Source organism: Pseudomonas sp. So3.2b, assembly GCF_019464415.1.
Taxonomy (GTDB): Bacteria; Pseudomonadota; Gammaproteobacteria; order Pseudomonadales; family Pseudomonadaceae; genus Aquipseudomonas; species Aquipseudomonas shahriarae.
Map to the genome: position 1 here is coordinate 5,731,631 of NZ_CP080494.1, position 12,808 is coordinate 5,744,438.

The window sequence follows — 12,808 nt, forward strand, 5'->3', positions numbered from 1 at the left end:
TCTCCCGGCGTAGCGCCGCCATATGCGTGATGACCGCCATTATCCGCTTCTCCTAGAAAAGCGGTCAACTATTGTTACGGTATATCAATCTGCCCGGCGGCCCTTAAAAACACGAAAGGCCCGATCAACGGGCCTTTTGCACAGCAGCCAACGCCTTAAGGCAGCATGCCGGCGTGGGACAAACCGAGCTTCTCATCAAGGCCGAACAAGATGTTCATGTTCTGCACAGCCTGGCCCGAGGCGCCCTTGACCAGATTATCGATAACCGACAGCACCACCACCAAGTCGCCATCCTGCGGACGATGCACGGCAATCCGGCACACGTTGGCACCGCGCACGCTGCGGGTTTCCGGGTGACTACCGGCAGGCATTACATCGACGAACGGCTCATTGGCATAACGCTTTTCAAACAATGCCTGCAGATCCACCGAGCGATCCACGACCGTTGCATACAGTGTCGAGTGAATCCCCCGGATCATCGGGGTCAGGTGCGGCACGAACGTCAGACCGACGTCACTGCCCGCCGCACGCCGCAGCCCCTGGCGAATTTCCGGCAGATGGCGATGCCCCTTTACGGCATACGCCTTCATGCTTTCCGAGGTCTCGGAGTACAAGGAGCCTACTGCTGCACCGCGACCAGCGCCGCTGACGCCCGACTTGCAGTCGGCAATCAGGCGCGAGGCGTCCGCCAGGCCAGCTTCCAGCAGCGGTAGGAAACCCAGCTGCGTAGCCGTCGGATAGCAACCCGGCACGGCGATCAGACGCGCCTGCTTGATCTGCTCACGATTAACCTCTGGCAAGCCGTACACCGCCTCTTCAAGCAGCTCTGGAGCACCATGGGGCTGACCGTACCACTTGGCCCACTCATCGGCATCCTGCAAACGGAAGTCCGCCGAGAGGTCAATGACCTTGGTCCCTGCGGCCAGCAGCTCGCCGGCCAACGCATGGGCAACACCGTGGGGGGTCGCGAAAAACACCACATCGCAGGCGCCCAGGGTCTTGATATCCGGAACGCTGAACGCCAGGCCGTCGTAATGGCCGCGCAGGTTGGGGTACATATCGGCAACGGCCAGGCCGGCCTCGGATCGGGAGGTAATGACCACTACCTCAGCTTGCGGATGCTGAGCCAACAGACGCAGCAATTCGACACCGGTGTAACCCGTGCCGCCGACGATACCGACCTTGACCATAAACCTGCCCTCAACGAACCCACTGGAAAGCCGTCGATAATAGGGGCCGTATCGTTCTGCGACAACCGTCAAGGTGACGTACGCACGCTCTAACCTCTACTATCTCCAGTTACCGTGAACCTGGGAATAACTAAAAATGCTTTATCTATGGCTCAAAGCCTTCCATATCGTCAGCATTGTCTGCTGGTTTGCCGGGCTGTTTTACCTGCCGCGCCTGTTCGTCTACCACGCACAAAGCCAGGATGCCGTCAGCCAGGAACGCTTCTGCATCATGGAGCGCAAGCTGTACAAGGGCATCATGCTGCCGTCGATGATCGCCACGCTGGTATTCGGCATCTGGTTGATCAGCCTTAACCCGAGCATCTTCAGCCAGGGTGGCTGGATGCACGCCAAGCTGACCCTGGTGGTGATCCTGATCGGTTACCACCATATGTGTGGCGCTCAGGTAAAACGTTTTGCTCGTGGCGAAAACACCCGCAGCCATGTCTTTTATCGCTGGTTCAATGAAGTGCCGGTTCTGATATTGCTGGCTATTGTAATTTTGGTCGTCGTCAAGCCGTTCTAACTCTACTTAGCCGCACTTAATCCGGGATACTTCCAATGTCGCTGCCCGCTTTGCTTGAACAACGTCTGCGCCTGCCCGTGGTGGCTGCGCCGATGTTCCTGATTTCCAATCCGCAACTGGTCCTGGCGTGCTGCCGCAATGGCGTGGTCGGGAGCTTTCCGGCACTCAACCAGCGTGAAAGCAGTGGCTTCAAGGCCTGGCTGGAAGAAATCGAAGCGGGCCTGGCGCTGCTGGACAACCCTGCGCCCTACGCGGTCAACCTGATCGTGCACCACAGCAACCCGCGCCTTGAGGCTGACCTGGCGATTTGCGTCGAGCACAAGGTGCCGATCGTTATCACCAGCCTGGGCGCGGTCAAGGAATTGGTAGACGCCGTACACAGCTACGGCGGCCTGGTGTTCCACGACGTCACCACTCGGCGCCATGCCGAAAAGGCCGCCGAAGCCGGGGTCGATGGGCTGATCGCGGTGGCGGCAGGGGCTGGTGGCCACGCCGGCACTTGGAGCCCGTTTTCGCTGGTCGCCGAAATTCGCCAGTTCTTCGACAAGACCCTGTTGCTGGCCGGCTGCCTGAACCATGGGCACGAAATCCTCGCCGCGCAATTGCTCGGGGCTGATCTCGCGTATTTCGGCACGCGCTTTATCGCCACCACCGAAAGCCACGCCCCCGATGCCTATAAAGAGATGCTGCTCACATCGCGTGCAGCCGATATCGTGCACACTCCGGCGGTGTCCGGCGTGCCTGCAAGCTTTATGCGCCAGAGTCTGGAAAACGCCGGTTTCGACCTCGCCGCCCTGCAAGGCAAGGGCGAAGTCAACTTTGGCTCCAAGCTCAAACCACTCAGCGACGAGGCCAAAGCCTGGAAGACCGTATGGTCCGCCGGCCAAGGCGTCGGTGAGATTGACGATTTACCCAGTGTCGATGAACTGGTTGCCCGCCTTGATGCCGAATACCGCAAGGCGCGCGAGCACGCAGCACAATTGCGCTGGCCGCGCTGACCCACCCGCCTGGCCTGCCGAATGAGGCAGGCCAGCATTACCCCCCTGAAAAGTGACAAGGATGCCTGCATGAGCGACAACCGTTTCAAGATTGTGTTTGATGGAGCCTTGCTCCCGGGTGTCGAAAGCACCACCGCCAAGCTGAACCTGGCCGAATTGTTCAAAAGCGAAGTCGAGGCGATCGAAAAGCTCTTCACCGGGCGTCCAGTCGCCCTCAAGCGCGACCTGTCTCGCCCCGATGCCGAAACCTACCTGGCCGCCCTGAAAAACGCCGGGGTGGATGCGCGCATCGAAGCTGAACAGCCTGTGGCTTTCAACCTGGCTGAAACCCACGAGACCGACTCCGGCGCCTCCGATTTTTCGCGCCCGGCCACATCGCCGTATGCACCACCGCGCGCAGCCGTGGGGGATGACCTTCCAGAGTTTTCCACCCTCAACGTGTTCACCGTCAACGGCCGTATCGGGCGCCTGCGTTTCCTGGCCTGGACCCTGGTCCTGAGCCTGGCGCTGTTCGCCATCGTGGGCGCCTTGTTCACCGTGGGCGTGGGTATTGCCGCGGCATCTCCCACTGCGGCGATCATCATTGGTTCACTGCTTGGTCTGGTCTTGCTCGTGGCATCGGTGTGGATGAGCGTCCTGATCACCGTGCAGCGCCTGCATGACCTGGGCTGGTCCGGCTGGTTATGGTTCCTGAACCTGGTGCCGATCGTGGGCAGCATTTTCCCGATCCTGTTGATCGTGCTGCCCGGCAATGCAGGCGCCAACCAATATGGTGCACCACCGCCACGCAACTCGACCGCAGTAAAGGTCCTGGCCACCCTGTGGCTGGCGATGCTCCCATTGATATTCGCCGCCGCAGTGATGCTGGCCATGGGCGGTTACCTGGACCAGCTCGAAACCAGCGTGGACAGTGGCTACGAAAGCAGCTCCATGTCCACCGATGAAGAAGCTGACCAGAGCGTCATCGCCGGTGAAGAAGATGTGCAAAGTGCTGACGATGCGGCCGAACCTGTAGACTCTCCGCAAGAATGAAGAAACGCCCCACGCCTGTGACGCATCTGTCGCAGGCGCGGTGGCGTTGCGATGGAGAAATGCATGACCCGTTACGCTCTGATCACCGGTGCCTCCAGTGGCATCGGCCTGGCCTTGGCCGAAGCACTGGCCCGTCGCGGCCGCAGCTTGATTCTGGTGGCCCGCCAGCGTGATCAGTTGGAAAGTATTGCCATAGAGCTGACCCAACGTTTTGGCGTCGAGGTGCTGTTCCGCGCCTGTGACCTGGGCGAGCCACTGCGCCTGTCCGGGTTCCTGCTGGAGCTGGAAGAAGGCGAGCGGCAGATCGACTTGCTGGTCAACTGTGCCGGTATTGGCACCAGCGGCCCATTCCTGGCCCAGGACTGGATGACCGAGCAGGACCTGATCGAAGTCAACATCCTCGCCCTGACCCGCCTGTGCCATGCGCTGGGTAACTCCATGGCCTTGCACGGTGGTGGGCAGATTCTTAACGTCGCCTCCGTCGCGGCCTTCCAGCCGGGGCCATGGATGAGTACCTACTACGCCAGCAAGGCCTATGTACTGCACTTCTCCGAAGGTCTGCGCGAAGAGCTGAAAAGCTGTGGTATCAAGGTCTCAGTGCTCTGCCCCGGCCCGACCCGCACTGCCTTCTTCGGCACCGCACAGATGGACACCGCCAAGCTGGACCGTCAGCAGCTGATGAGCCCGGAAGAAGTGGCGCTGCACACCGTACGAGCCCTGGCAAAGAACAAAGCGATCATTGTTCCCGGTCGCCGTAACCGCTGGCTGGCGTTCAGCCCACGCTTGAGCCCACGCTGGTTGACCCGCAAGATTGCCGGCGCGATCAACAAGGCCTATTGCCCGCGTTGACCTGCTGGGTACACTCACCCTGCACTTTCATAATGGAGAAACAGCTGTGGATACTCTGTTCACCAAGATCATCAACAGAGAAATACCCGCGAGGATTATCTACGAGGATGACCAGGTCCTGGCCTTCCACGATATTGCGCCAATGGCCCCCGTGCATTTCCTGGTGATTCCGAAAAAGCCGATCCGTACCCTCAACGACCTGACGGAAGAAGACAAAGGCCTGGCTGGACACATCCTGTTCACCGCCCAGCGCCTGGCCGTAGAACAAGGCTGTGAAAAAGGCTTTCGCGTGGTGATGAACTGCAATGAAGATGGCGGCCAGACCGTCTATCACATTCATATGCATGTACTGGGTCAACGCCAGATGAACTGGCCACCCGGCTGAAACCCGCCATTGCAGGAGCCGGCTTGCCGGCTCCTGCAAGAAGCATGACCCAGCGCAAACGCACGCCCCTCTCTTGCGGTAAACTGACCGCCGAGATTTTTCCCGGAGGTCAGCATGACTACCCAACGTCACTACTCGCCGATTGACCGACTGTTGCTGCAGGCCGACACAGCCATGCGCACACTGCTGCCCTTCAGCGGCCAGCCGTATCGCCCGTCACCTGCCATCGTGCAACCCGAAGCACAAATGAGCGAAACGGATACCCGTCATGTCGCCGGCCTGATGCGCATCAACCATACCGGCGAAGTCTGTGCCCAGGCGCTCTACCAGGGCCAGGCCCTGACCGCCAAGCTGCCGCAAGTACGCGCAGCCATGGAGCACGCGGCCGAGGAAGAAATCGACCACTTGGCCTGGTGTGAACAACGTATCCGCCAATTGGGCAGCCACCCCAGTGTGCTCAACCCACTGTTTTATGGTCTGTCGTTTGGCATCGGCGCCGCTGCCGGCTTGATCAGCGACAAGGTCAGCCTGGGTTTTGTCGCCGCGACCGAACATCAGGTGTGCAAACACCTGGATGAGCACCTGGAGCAACTACCGGCCGAGGATGAAAAGTCCCGGGCGATTCTTGAGCAGATGCGTATCGACGAGGAACACCACGCAGAAAGTGCGCTGGATGCCGGCGGTTTCCGCTTCCCGGCGCCGGTGAGGTTTGGCATGAGCCTGATGGCCAAGGTCATGACCAAAAGCACCTACCGAATCTGAGCTGCAAAAAAGGGCGCTTGCAAAGCGCCCTTTCTTTTTGTCATAAGGTCCTGCGATCAGCCCAACTCAATGATCTCGTAATCATGGGTAATGGCCACACCTGCCGCGCCGAGCATGATCGAAGCCGAGCAGTACTTCTCCGCCGACAGCTCGATGGCCCGCTTGACCTGCGCTTCCTTCAGCGCACGCCCCTTGACCACAAAATGCATATGGATCTTGGTGAACACCTTCGGGTCTTCAGTCGCGCGCTCGGCTTCCAAAAAGGCTTCGCAGCTTTCCACCGCCTGGCGCGACTTCTTCAAGATGCTGACCACATCGAAGTTGCTGCAACCGCCCACGCCGAGCAGGAGCATTTCCATGGGCCGTACACCCAGATTGCGGCCACCAGCTTCCGGCGGGCCATCCATGACCACCACATGGCCACTGCCCGACTCACCGAGGAACATGGCTTCGCCCGCCCATTGGATGCGTGCCTTCATCGCCCAGACTCCACTGCTAAAAAAGGGGCGCTAGCTTATCACAGGCCCCCGCAAGCGCAGTGTTCTGCCCAAATACGTTCAACAGCAGACTTTGATAGGTAAATTCCCTGATCGAGTCAGAATGTGTCTGTTAAGCTGACGCCAAATCTATGGCGCATTGCCATCCTCCGGATGGATCCGCTCTATAAAAATACCAGCCCAACCACACCGTGCAGTCTTTTCGGGATACAACCATGGTTGCTATTACCCCCATACCCAAGATCAAGAACCTCGATAAGTTACTGACCCATTGTCAGCGGCAACGCTATCCGGCCAAGCAGAACATCATCTGCGCCGGGGAACGCTCGGAAACCCTGTTTTTCATTATCAAAGGTTCAGTCACGATCCTAATCGAGGATGATGACGGTCGCGAAATGATCATCGCCTATCTCAATACCGGTGATTTCTTCGGTGAGCTGGGCCTGTTTGAACAAGCGGGGAAAGAACAGGAGCGCAGCGCCTGGGTGCGGGCGAAGATTGAGTGTGAGGTCGCAGAAATCAGCTATGCGAAATTTCGCGAACTGGCCCAACAAGATCCGGACATCCTTTATGCCCTGAGCGGCCAGATTGCCCAGCGCTTGCGCAACACCACGCGCAAAGTCGGTGACCTGGCGTTCTTCGACGTCACCGGGCGCGTCGCCCGCTGCTTGCTGGAACTGTGCAAGCAGCCGGATGCCATGACCCATCCAGACGGCATGCAAATCAAGGTTACGCGCCAGGAAATCGGCCGGATTGTCGGTTGCTCACGGGAGATGGTCGGTCGAGTGCTCAAAGATCTGGAAGAGCGCAACCTGGTGCACGTCAAAGGCAAGACGATGGTGGTGTTCGGCACTCGCTAGTGCGCAAACACCTGTGCGAGCATCTGCCGGTATAAACCGTCGAGGCGGCTGATGGCATCCGGCGCAGCAAAGGCTTCATGCAAGGCGATATGGCTGTCGGCACGCACCCGCTGCTCGAGGCCGCACGCCTGATTGAAGCGATTGACCGCTGCAATCAGTTCCTCACGATGGTTCTCCAGCAACAATGCGCCATGCACCAGGCCTACCGGGCGCCCGCCACTCTGGCGCCAGCGCTGGGCAGTACCGACCATCTTGCGTCCGTTGAGATTGACGTTATAGCGGCCATCGCAAAAGGCCCCATCGATTTCGCCCACAGAGGCATCGCCGCCCAACTCGGTCAGCAAGTCGCAAATGGGCTGGCACAGGCGCAGGTAGCCGGTCTCGATGCGGCCCTGGTCGCCCTCGCTACGGGGTGGCGCGTAGACCAGTGCGATATTCACCGTCGCCGCAGACTGCGGCACTGGCTCCCCTCCTGTTTCCCGCAGCAACACCGGCCAACCGTGGGCGGCCGATACCTGACTGGCCGCGTCAAAGGCGGGCAGACGACTCAGACGGCGAGGCATCACCAGTGCCTGGTCGCTGGGCTGCCAGAACAGCAGGCCGAAGGATTGTTCACCCGCGCAGACGGCGGCCAGCAAGTCCTGCTCGGCGGCAAGGCCTGCTTCAACGGTCATCGCTACGGGTTGGATCATCGAACACCTGCCTTTCTGAATAAACACAAAAAAATGTGGGAGCTGGCTTGCCGGCGATGCTATCGCCTCGGTGTCTCTGTTGCACCGAGGTGATGCTATCGCAGGCAAGCCAGCTCCCACAGTGTCCGCGTTTCACATCAATCCAGTGTCGAACCACTGATCGGTAGACCACGCTCCGGGAAAAACAGGCGCTGCAACTCCGCCCCTGGATTCTCCGCACGCATAAAGGTCTCGCCGACCAGGAACGAATACACGTCGCTGATTTCCATCAACTCCACATCCGCACGATTGACGATCCCGCTCTCGGTAATCACCAGGCGGTCACGAGGAATGCGCGGCAGCAGGTCCAGGGTGGTTTCCAGGTTGACGTCAAAGGTGTGCAGGTTGCGGTTGTTGACCCCAACCAGTCGTGTGTCGAGGGTTTTCAGCGCGCGCTCCAGTTCGTCACCGTCATGGACCTCGACCAGCACATCCAGGCCCACGCCTTTGGCAACCGCCGCCAACTCGGCCATCTGCACGTCGTCCAGCGCCGAAACGATCAGCAGCACGCAATCCGCGCCCAACGCCCGGGCCTCGACGATCTGGTACGGGTCGATCATGAAGTCCTTGCGGATCACCGGCAACTTGCACGCGGCGCGGGCTTGTTGCAGGTAAGCGTCGGAACCCTGGAAGTAGTCGATATCGGTCAACACCGAAAGGCAAGTTGCCCCGCCCTTCTCATAGCTGGCAGCAATCTCTGCCGGCACGAAGTTCTCGCGGATCACGCCTTTGCTCGGCGAGGCCTTTTTGATCTCGGCGATCACCGCTGGCTGCTTGAGCCTGGCCTGGGTGATCAGGGCATTGGCAAAGCCGCGGGGTGCATCGGCGCTTTTTGCCAGATTTTCCAACTCGGCCAGGCTCACCCGTGCGCGGCGTTCGGCCACTTCTTCAACTTTGCGGGCGAGGATGTTTTCCAGAACTGTTGGCACGCTCATCCTTCATTCTCCATCTTGAATACGGCCGTGAATGCTCCCAGCTCTTCGAGCTTTTCGCGAGCCAGACCCGTATGCAGCGCATCGTGGGCCAAGGCGACACCTTCTGTAAGACTATAGGCGTGATCGGCTGCATAAAGTGCCGCGCCAGCATTCAGAACAATCATCTCTGCCGCTTTCTGACCGTTCTCGGTCTTGCGACGCCCCAGGGCATCGCGAATCAATTCAAGGGACGCCGCCGGGCTTTCTACCGCCAGGCCATGCAGGCTCTGGCTCTTCATACCGAGGTCTTCTGGCTCGACCCAATATTCGGTGACCTGATCGTTCTTCAGCTCGGCCACAAAGGTTGGGGCCGCCAGGCTGAATTCGTCCAGGCCATCCTTGGAGTGCACCACTAGCACGTGTTTGCTGCCCAGGCGCTGCAGGACTTCGGCCAATGGCCGGCACAGCGCCTGGCTGAACACGCCCACCACCTGATGCTTCACACCGGCCGGATTCGTAAGCGGGCCAAGCATGTTGAACAGGGTACGCAGGCCAAGGTCCTTGCGCGGGCCCGCGGCGTGTTTCATCGCCCCATGGTGGGACTGGGCAAACATAAAGCCGATACCGACGTTGTCGATGCAGCGCGCCACCTGCACCGGGGTCAGGTTCAGGTAGATCCCGGCCGCTTCCAGCAGATCGGCACTGCCGCTCTTGCCCGATACCGCGCGGTTGCCGTGCTTGGCCACGGTGCAGCCGGCAGCGGCTACGACAAAGGATGATGCCGTCGAAACGTTGAAAATATTCGCACCGTCACCGCCGGTGCCGACCACATCGACCACGCCGTCGAGGGTCTTGAGTTCGACCTTGTCCGCCAGTTCACGCATCACCGAGACGGCGCCGACGATTTCGTCGATGCTCTCGCTCTTCATGCGCATGGCCATCATAAAGGCGCCAATCTGCGCATCGGTGCATTGGCCGGTCATGATTTCGCGCATGACATCGCTCATTTCAGCGGTGCTCAGGTCCAGATGGCCGACGATACGGCTCAGGGCAGTCTTGATATCCATGGAAAGTCCTTAGCGCGTGCCGCCGCTCTGCTTGAGAAAGTTGGCGAACAGCTCGTAGCCCTGCTCGGTCAGAATTGATTCAGGGTGAAACTGCACCCCTTCGACATTCAGTGTCTTGTGCCGCAGGCCCATGATCTCGTCGACCGAGCCGTCTTCCAGCTGGGTCCAGGCCGTCAGTTCCAGGCATTCGGGCAAGGTCTCGCGCTTGACCACCAGTGAGTGGTAACGGGTCACCGTCACCGGCAGGTTCAAGCCCTGGAACACACCTTGATCATTATGGAACACCGGGCTGGTCTTGCCGTGCATCACCTGGCGGGCACGCACCACGTCGCCGCCAAATGCCTGGCCGATGGACTGGTGGCCCAGGCAAACCCCGAGAATCGGCAGCTTGCCGGCGAAAAAACGGATGGCTTCCAGGGAGATACCCGCCTCGGTCGGCGTGCAGGGGCCTGGGGAAACCACGATACGCTCCGGGTTCAGGGCAGCAATCTGCGCCACCGTCATTTCATCGTTGCGCACCACCTTGACCTCGGCACCGAGCTCGCCCAGGTATTGCACAACGTTGTAGGTAAAGGAGTCGTAGTTATCAATCATCAGCAACATGTGGGTTCAAACCTCTTGAATTCACTGATTTCGAATGACCGCCTTCCAGGAGCGTGACCCGCTGCCAGACGCACGTTCCGGTTGCCAGGGTCAGCCGGCAAGGGGCGTCGAACAAAGGGTGAAGAAGGCAAATCGGTACAGGTCCGGCCGGGCCGGCAGAGAAAATTCAGGCGCGCCAACGCCAACGGGCGTGTGCCTTGACTACTCGCATCAAGAGTTTGCTGATGATCAACACGGGGAGGGTCTCATTCATACGTTCCCGCACAGTAACGTAGCCTCGCCAGCGGTGCAATATAGAGCAGCAAATACGGGGGGCATGACGAAGGTTTTGTAAGAAAAAACGATTTTCCTCACAGAAAACTCCCTCTACATTGCTAGTGTTTCACTTCCGATACAAAAACAATCATATGGAATCCCTATGCTCAGACCATCTTTTGTTGCGCCCCTTGCCGGATGCCTCCTGGCACTGGCCTGCGCGCAGGCGTTTGCAGCACCGTCACCTTATTCAACCATGGTGGTTTTTGGCGATAGCCTGGCGGACGCCGGCCAGTTCCCCGATGGTGTGTCCGGTGCCACCCTGCGTTTTACCAACCGTACCGGCCCCACATTCCAGGGTGACTACGGCCTGGTTTCATCGACCCTGCTGGGCTCCAAACTGGGTGTAGCGCCAAACGATCTGAACGCCTCCACCTCGCCGGTTCGCGCCGCGCAAGGCTTGCCTGACGGCAATAACTGGGCGGTCGGTGGCTACCGTACCGACAACATCCTGGATTCCATCACCTCAGTCTCCGACACGGCGATCCCCCCCGGCAATGCGGGCGCGGGCACTGTTTTACGCAGTCGCCAGGGTTATCTACCGGCAAACGGTGGGCGGGCCGACCCCAACGCGCTGTATTTTCTGTCCGGTGGCGGTAATGACTTCCTGCAACAGCGCGTCCTCAGTCCAGGCCAAGCCGTTGCCGCAGGCGGGCGCCTGGCCGACAGCGCCCAGGCTCTGCAACAAGCCGGTGCGCGCTACATCATGGTGTGGATGCTGCCCGACCTGGGCCTGACACCCGCCATCAACGGCACGCCGCAGCAGGCTGGGACGTCCGCCCTGAGCACTATTTTCAACCAGGCACTGGTACAGCGCCTGTCGCAGATCGACGCCCAGATCATCCCGTTGAATATTCCACTGCTGTTGCAGGAAACCTTCGCCGACCCGGGCCGATTTGGCCTGGCGACCGGGCAGAACCTTACCGGCACCTGCTTCACTGGCAACAGTTGCACCGCCAACCCGACGTATGGCATCGGCGGCACCCAGCCGGACCCGACCAAGCTGATCTACAACGACTCGGTCCACCCCACCGTCGCCGGGCAACGCTTGATCGCCGACTATGCCTACTCGCTGCTCGCCGCCCCCTGGGAGCTGAGCCTGCTGCCAGAAATGGCCCAAGGCACCCTGCGCGCCCATCAGGATGAGCTGCGTAACCAGTGGCAGGCAGACAACGGCAACTGGCAAGCCGTCGGCCAATGGCGCGCAATTGTCGCCGGTGGTGGTCAGCGCCTGGACTTCGACGGTCAAGGCAGCTCGGCCAGTGGCGACGGCAGTGGCTACAACCTGAATGTCGGCGGCAGCTATCGTCTCGACGACAGCTGGCGCGTAGGTGTCGCGGCCGGGCTGTATCGCCAGACTCTCGAAGCAGGCGCCAGCGACTCGGACTACAAGCTCAACAGCTACATGGGCAGCGCATTCGCGCAGTATCAACACAATCACTGGTGGGCCGATGCCGCGCTGACCGGCGGCCGGCTGGACTTCGACAGCCTCAAGCGCAAGTTCGCCCTGGGCGTCAGCGAAGGCTCAGAAAAAGGTGACACCGACGGCTGGCTCTGGGCCTTGAGCGGCCGCGTAGGCTATGACATTGCCGGGGTAGGCAGCGATTGGCACCTGTCGCCGTTCATCAGCGCCGACTATGCGCGAATCGAAGTCGATGGCTACTCGGAAAAAGGCAGCCGCTCCACCGCGCTGACCTTTGCCGACCAGCAACGCGACTCCAAACGCCTGGGCGTTGGCCTGCAGGGCAGCTACCGCGTCACCCCGCAAACCCAGGTTTTTGGCGAAGTGGCCCACGAGCATGAGTTCGAAAACGACACCCAGAAGGTGAACATTGCGCTCAACAGCGTGCAGGGGATCGGCTTCGAACTCGACGGCTACACCCCTCGCAGCAATTCGGATCGCTTGAGTCTCGGGGTCAGCCACAAGCTCACCCAGGAGTTGGCACTGCGCGCGGCGTATAACGTGAGGAAGGATGACAGCCTGACCCAGCAAGGGTTCAGTGTCGGAGTGAGCCTGGATTTCTAATACGGCCTTAAAAA

At 60.0% G+C, this 12,808-nt stretch carries 14 protein-coding genes; 8 read left to right on the forward strand and 6 right to left on the reverse strand.

Features of this window, described 5'->3' with window-relative positions:
* Window positions 1-155 precede the first annotated feature (155 nt).
* Window positions 156-1,190: an N-acetyl-gamma-glutamyl-phosphate reductase gene (gene argC / locus K1X80_RS25940; RefSeq protein ID WP_057440338.1), complete on the reverse strand. Its 1,035-nt coding sequence runs from the start codon at window positions 1,188-1,190 to the stop codon at window positions 156-158.
* Between the two features lie 136 nt (window positions 1,191-1,326).
* Between argC and hemJ the strand changes: the two genes are divergently transcribed.
* From hemJ to coq7, 6 genes are all read left to right on the forward strand, one after another.
* Window positions 1,327-1,755, forward strand: a complete 429-nt coding sequence (hemJ, locus tag K1X80_RS25945) for a protoporphyrinogen oxidase HemJ (RefSeq protein ID WP_057440337.1) — start codon at window positions 1,327-1,329, stop codon at window positions 1,753-1,755.
* Window positions 1,756-1,790: 35 nt separating this feature from the next.
* Complete coding sequence (locus K1X80_RS25950; RefSeq protein ID WP_057440336.1) at window positions 1,791-2,753, forward strand: nitronate monooxygenase family protein; 963 nt, start codon at window positions 1,791-1,793, stop codon at window positions 2,751-2,753.
* A gap of 69 nt (window positions 2,754-2,822) precedes the next feature.
* Window positions 2,823-3,785 (forward strand): DUF805 domain-containing protein, encoded by a 963-nt coding sequence (locus tag K1X80_RS25955; protein WP_057440335.1) that lies wholly within the window; start codon window positions 2,823-2,825, stop codon window positions 3,783-3,785.
* A 63-nt stretch (window positions 3,786-3,848) separates the two neighbouring features.
* Window positions 3,849-4,634 carry an SDR family oxidoreductase gene (locus K1X80_RS25960; protein WP_057440334.1) on the forward strand — a complete coding sequence of 262 codons (786 nt, stop codon included), beginning with the start codon at window positions 3,849-3,851 and terminating at the stop codon, window positions 4,632-4,634.
* 46 nt (window positions 4,635-4,680) lie between these two features.
* Window positions 4,681-5,019: a histidine triad nucleotide-binding protein gene (locus K1X80_RS25965; RefSeq protein WP_032858506.1), complete on the forward strand. Its 339-nt coding sequence runs from the start codon at window positions 4,681-4,683 to the stop codon at window positions 5,017-5,019.
* 114 nt (window positions 5,020-5,133) lie between these two features.
* Complete coding sequence (gene coq7 / locus K1X80_RS25970; RefSeq protein ID WP_029296753.1) at window positions 5,134-5,781, forward strand: 2-polyprenyl-3-methyl-6-methoxy-1,4-benzoquinone monooxygenase; 648 nt, start codon at window positions 5,134-5,136, stop codon at window positions 5,779-5,781.
* 56 nt (window positions 5,782-5,837) lie between these two features.
* Here the strand turns inward: coq7 and K1X80_RS25975 are convergent, their stop codons facing one another.
* Complete coding sequence (locus K1X80_RS25975) at window positions 5,838-6,260, reverse strand: OsmC family protein (protein WP_005792019.1); 423 nt, start codon at window positions 6,258-6,260, stop codon at window positions 5,838-5,840.
* A gap of 233 nt (window positions 6,261-6,493) precedes the next feature.
* On the opposite strand from K1X80_RS25975, the gene crp reads away from it, so the two are divergent.
* Window positions 6,494-7,138 (forward strand): cAMP-activated global transcriptional regulator CRP, encoded by a 645-nt coding sequence (gene crp / locus K1X80_RS25980; protein WP_057440333.1) that lies wholly within the window; start codon window positions 6,494-6,496, stop codon window positions 7,136-7,138.
* Here crp and K1X80_RS25985 read toward each other — a convergent pair.
* The 4 genes from K1X80_RS25985 to K1X80_RS26000 all read right to left on the reverse strand — a co-directional run bounded on the left by K1X80_RS25985 (window position 7,135) and on the right by K1X80_RS26000 (window position 10,453).
* A complete protein-coding gene (locus K1X80_RS25985) occupies window positions 7,135-7,830 on the reverse strand; it encodes a lipoyl protein ligase domain-containing protein (protein ID WP_115129118.1) in 696 nt (231 codons plus the stop codon). The two genes, crp and K1X80_RS25985, sit on opposite strands and share 4 nt — an antisense overlap.
* Before the next feature lie 137 nt (window positions 7,831-7,967).
* A complete protein-coding gene (gene trpC / locus K1X80_RS25990) occupies window positions 7,968-8,804 on the reverse strand; it encodes an indole-3-glycerol phosphate synthase TrpC (RefSeq protein ID WP_057440331.1) in 837 nt (278 codons plus the stop codon).
* On the reverse strand, window positions 8,801-9,850 hold the full coding sequence (gene trpD, locus K1X80_RS25995) for an anthranilate phosphoribosyltransferase (RefSeq protein WP_032858515.1): 1,050 nt from the start codon (window positions 9,848-9,850) through the stop codon (window positions 8,801-8,803). Before trpD ends, trpC begins: the two co-directional genes overlap by 4 nt.
* A gap of 9 nt (window positions 9,851-9,859) precedes the next feature.
* Window positions 9,860-10,453 carry an aminodeoxychorismate/anthranilate synthase component II gene (locus tag K1X80_RS26000; protein ID WP_057440330.1) on the reverse strand — a complete coding sequence of 198 codons (594 nt, stop codon included), beginning with the start codon at window positions 10,451-10,453 and terminating at the stop codon, window positions 9,860-9,862.
* 418 nt (window positions 10,454-10,871) lie between these two features.
* On the opposite strand from K1X80_RS26000, the gene estP reads away from it, so the two are divergent.
* Window positions 10,872-12,794 (forward strand): esterase EstP, encoded by a 1,923-nt coding sequence (gene estP, locus K1X80_RS26005; RefSeq protein WP_220172560.1) that lies wholly within the window; start codon window positions 10,872-10,874, stop codon window positions 12,792-12,794.
* The last annotated feature ends 14 nt before the right edge of the window (window positions 12,795-12,808 follow it).

Excerpts from the sequence above, each read along its gene's own strand:
- argC (WP_057440338.1), bottom strand. The coding sequence starts at position 1,190 with ATGGTCAAGGTCGGTATCGTCGGCGGCACGGGTTACACCGGTGTCGAA.
- hemJ (WP_057440337.1), top strand. The coding sequence starts at position 1,327 with ATGCTTTATCTATGGCTCAAAGCCTTCCATATCGTCAGCATTGTCTGC.
- K1X80_RS25950 (WP_057440336.1), top strand. The coding sequence starts at position 1,791 with ATGTCGCTGCCCGCTTTGCTTGAACAACGTCTGCGCCTGCCCGTGGTG.
- K1X80_RS25955 (WP_057440335.1), top strand. The coding sequence starts at position 2,823 with ATGAGCGACAACCGTTTCAAGATTGTGTTTGATGGAGCCTTGCTCCCG.
- K1X80_RS25960 (WP_057440334.1), top strand. The coding sequence starts at position 3,849 with ATGACCCGTTACGCTCTGATCACCGGTGCCTCCAGTGGCATCGGCCTG.
- coq7 (WP_029296753.1), top strand. The coding sequence starts at position 5,134 with ATGACTACCCAACGTCACTACTCGCCGATTGACCGACTGTTGCTGCAG.
- K1X80_RS25975 (WP_005792019.1), bottom strand. The coding sequence starts at position 6,260 with ATGAAGGCACGCATCCAATGGGCGGGCGAAGCCATGTTCCTCGGTGAG.
- crp (WP_057440333.1), top strand. The coding sequence starts at position 6,494 with ATGGTTGCTATTACCCCCATACCCAAGATCAAGAACCTCGATAAGTTA.
- K1X80_RS25985 (WP_115129118.1), bottom strand. The coding sequence starts at position 7,830 with ATGATCCAACCCGTAGCGATGACCGTTGAAGCAGGCCTTGCCGCCGAG.
- trpC (WP_057440331.1), bottom strand. The coding sequence starts at position 8,804 with ATGAGCGTGCCAACAGTTCTGGAAAACATCCTCGCCCGCAAAGTTGAA.
- trpD (WP_032858515.1), bottom strand. The coding sequence starts at position 9,850 with ATGGATATCAAGACTGCCCTGAGCCGTATCGTCGGCCATCTGGACCTG.
- K1X80_RS26000 (WP_057440330.1), bottom strand. The coding sequence starts at position 10,453 with ATGTTGCTGATGATTGATAACTACGACTCCTTTACCTACAACGTTGTG.
- estP (WP_220172560.1), top strand. The coding sequence starts at position 10,872 with ATGCTCAGACCATCTTTTGTTGCGCCCCTTGCCGGATGCCTCCTGGCA.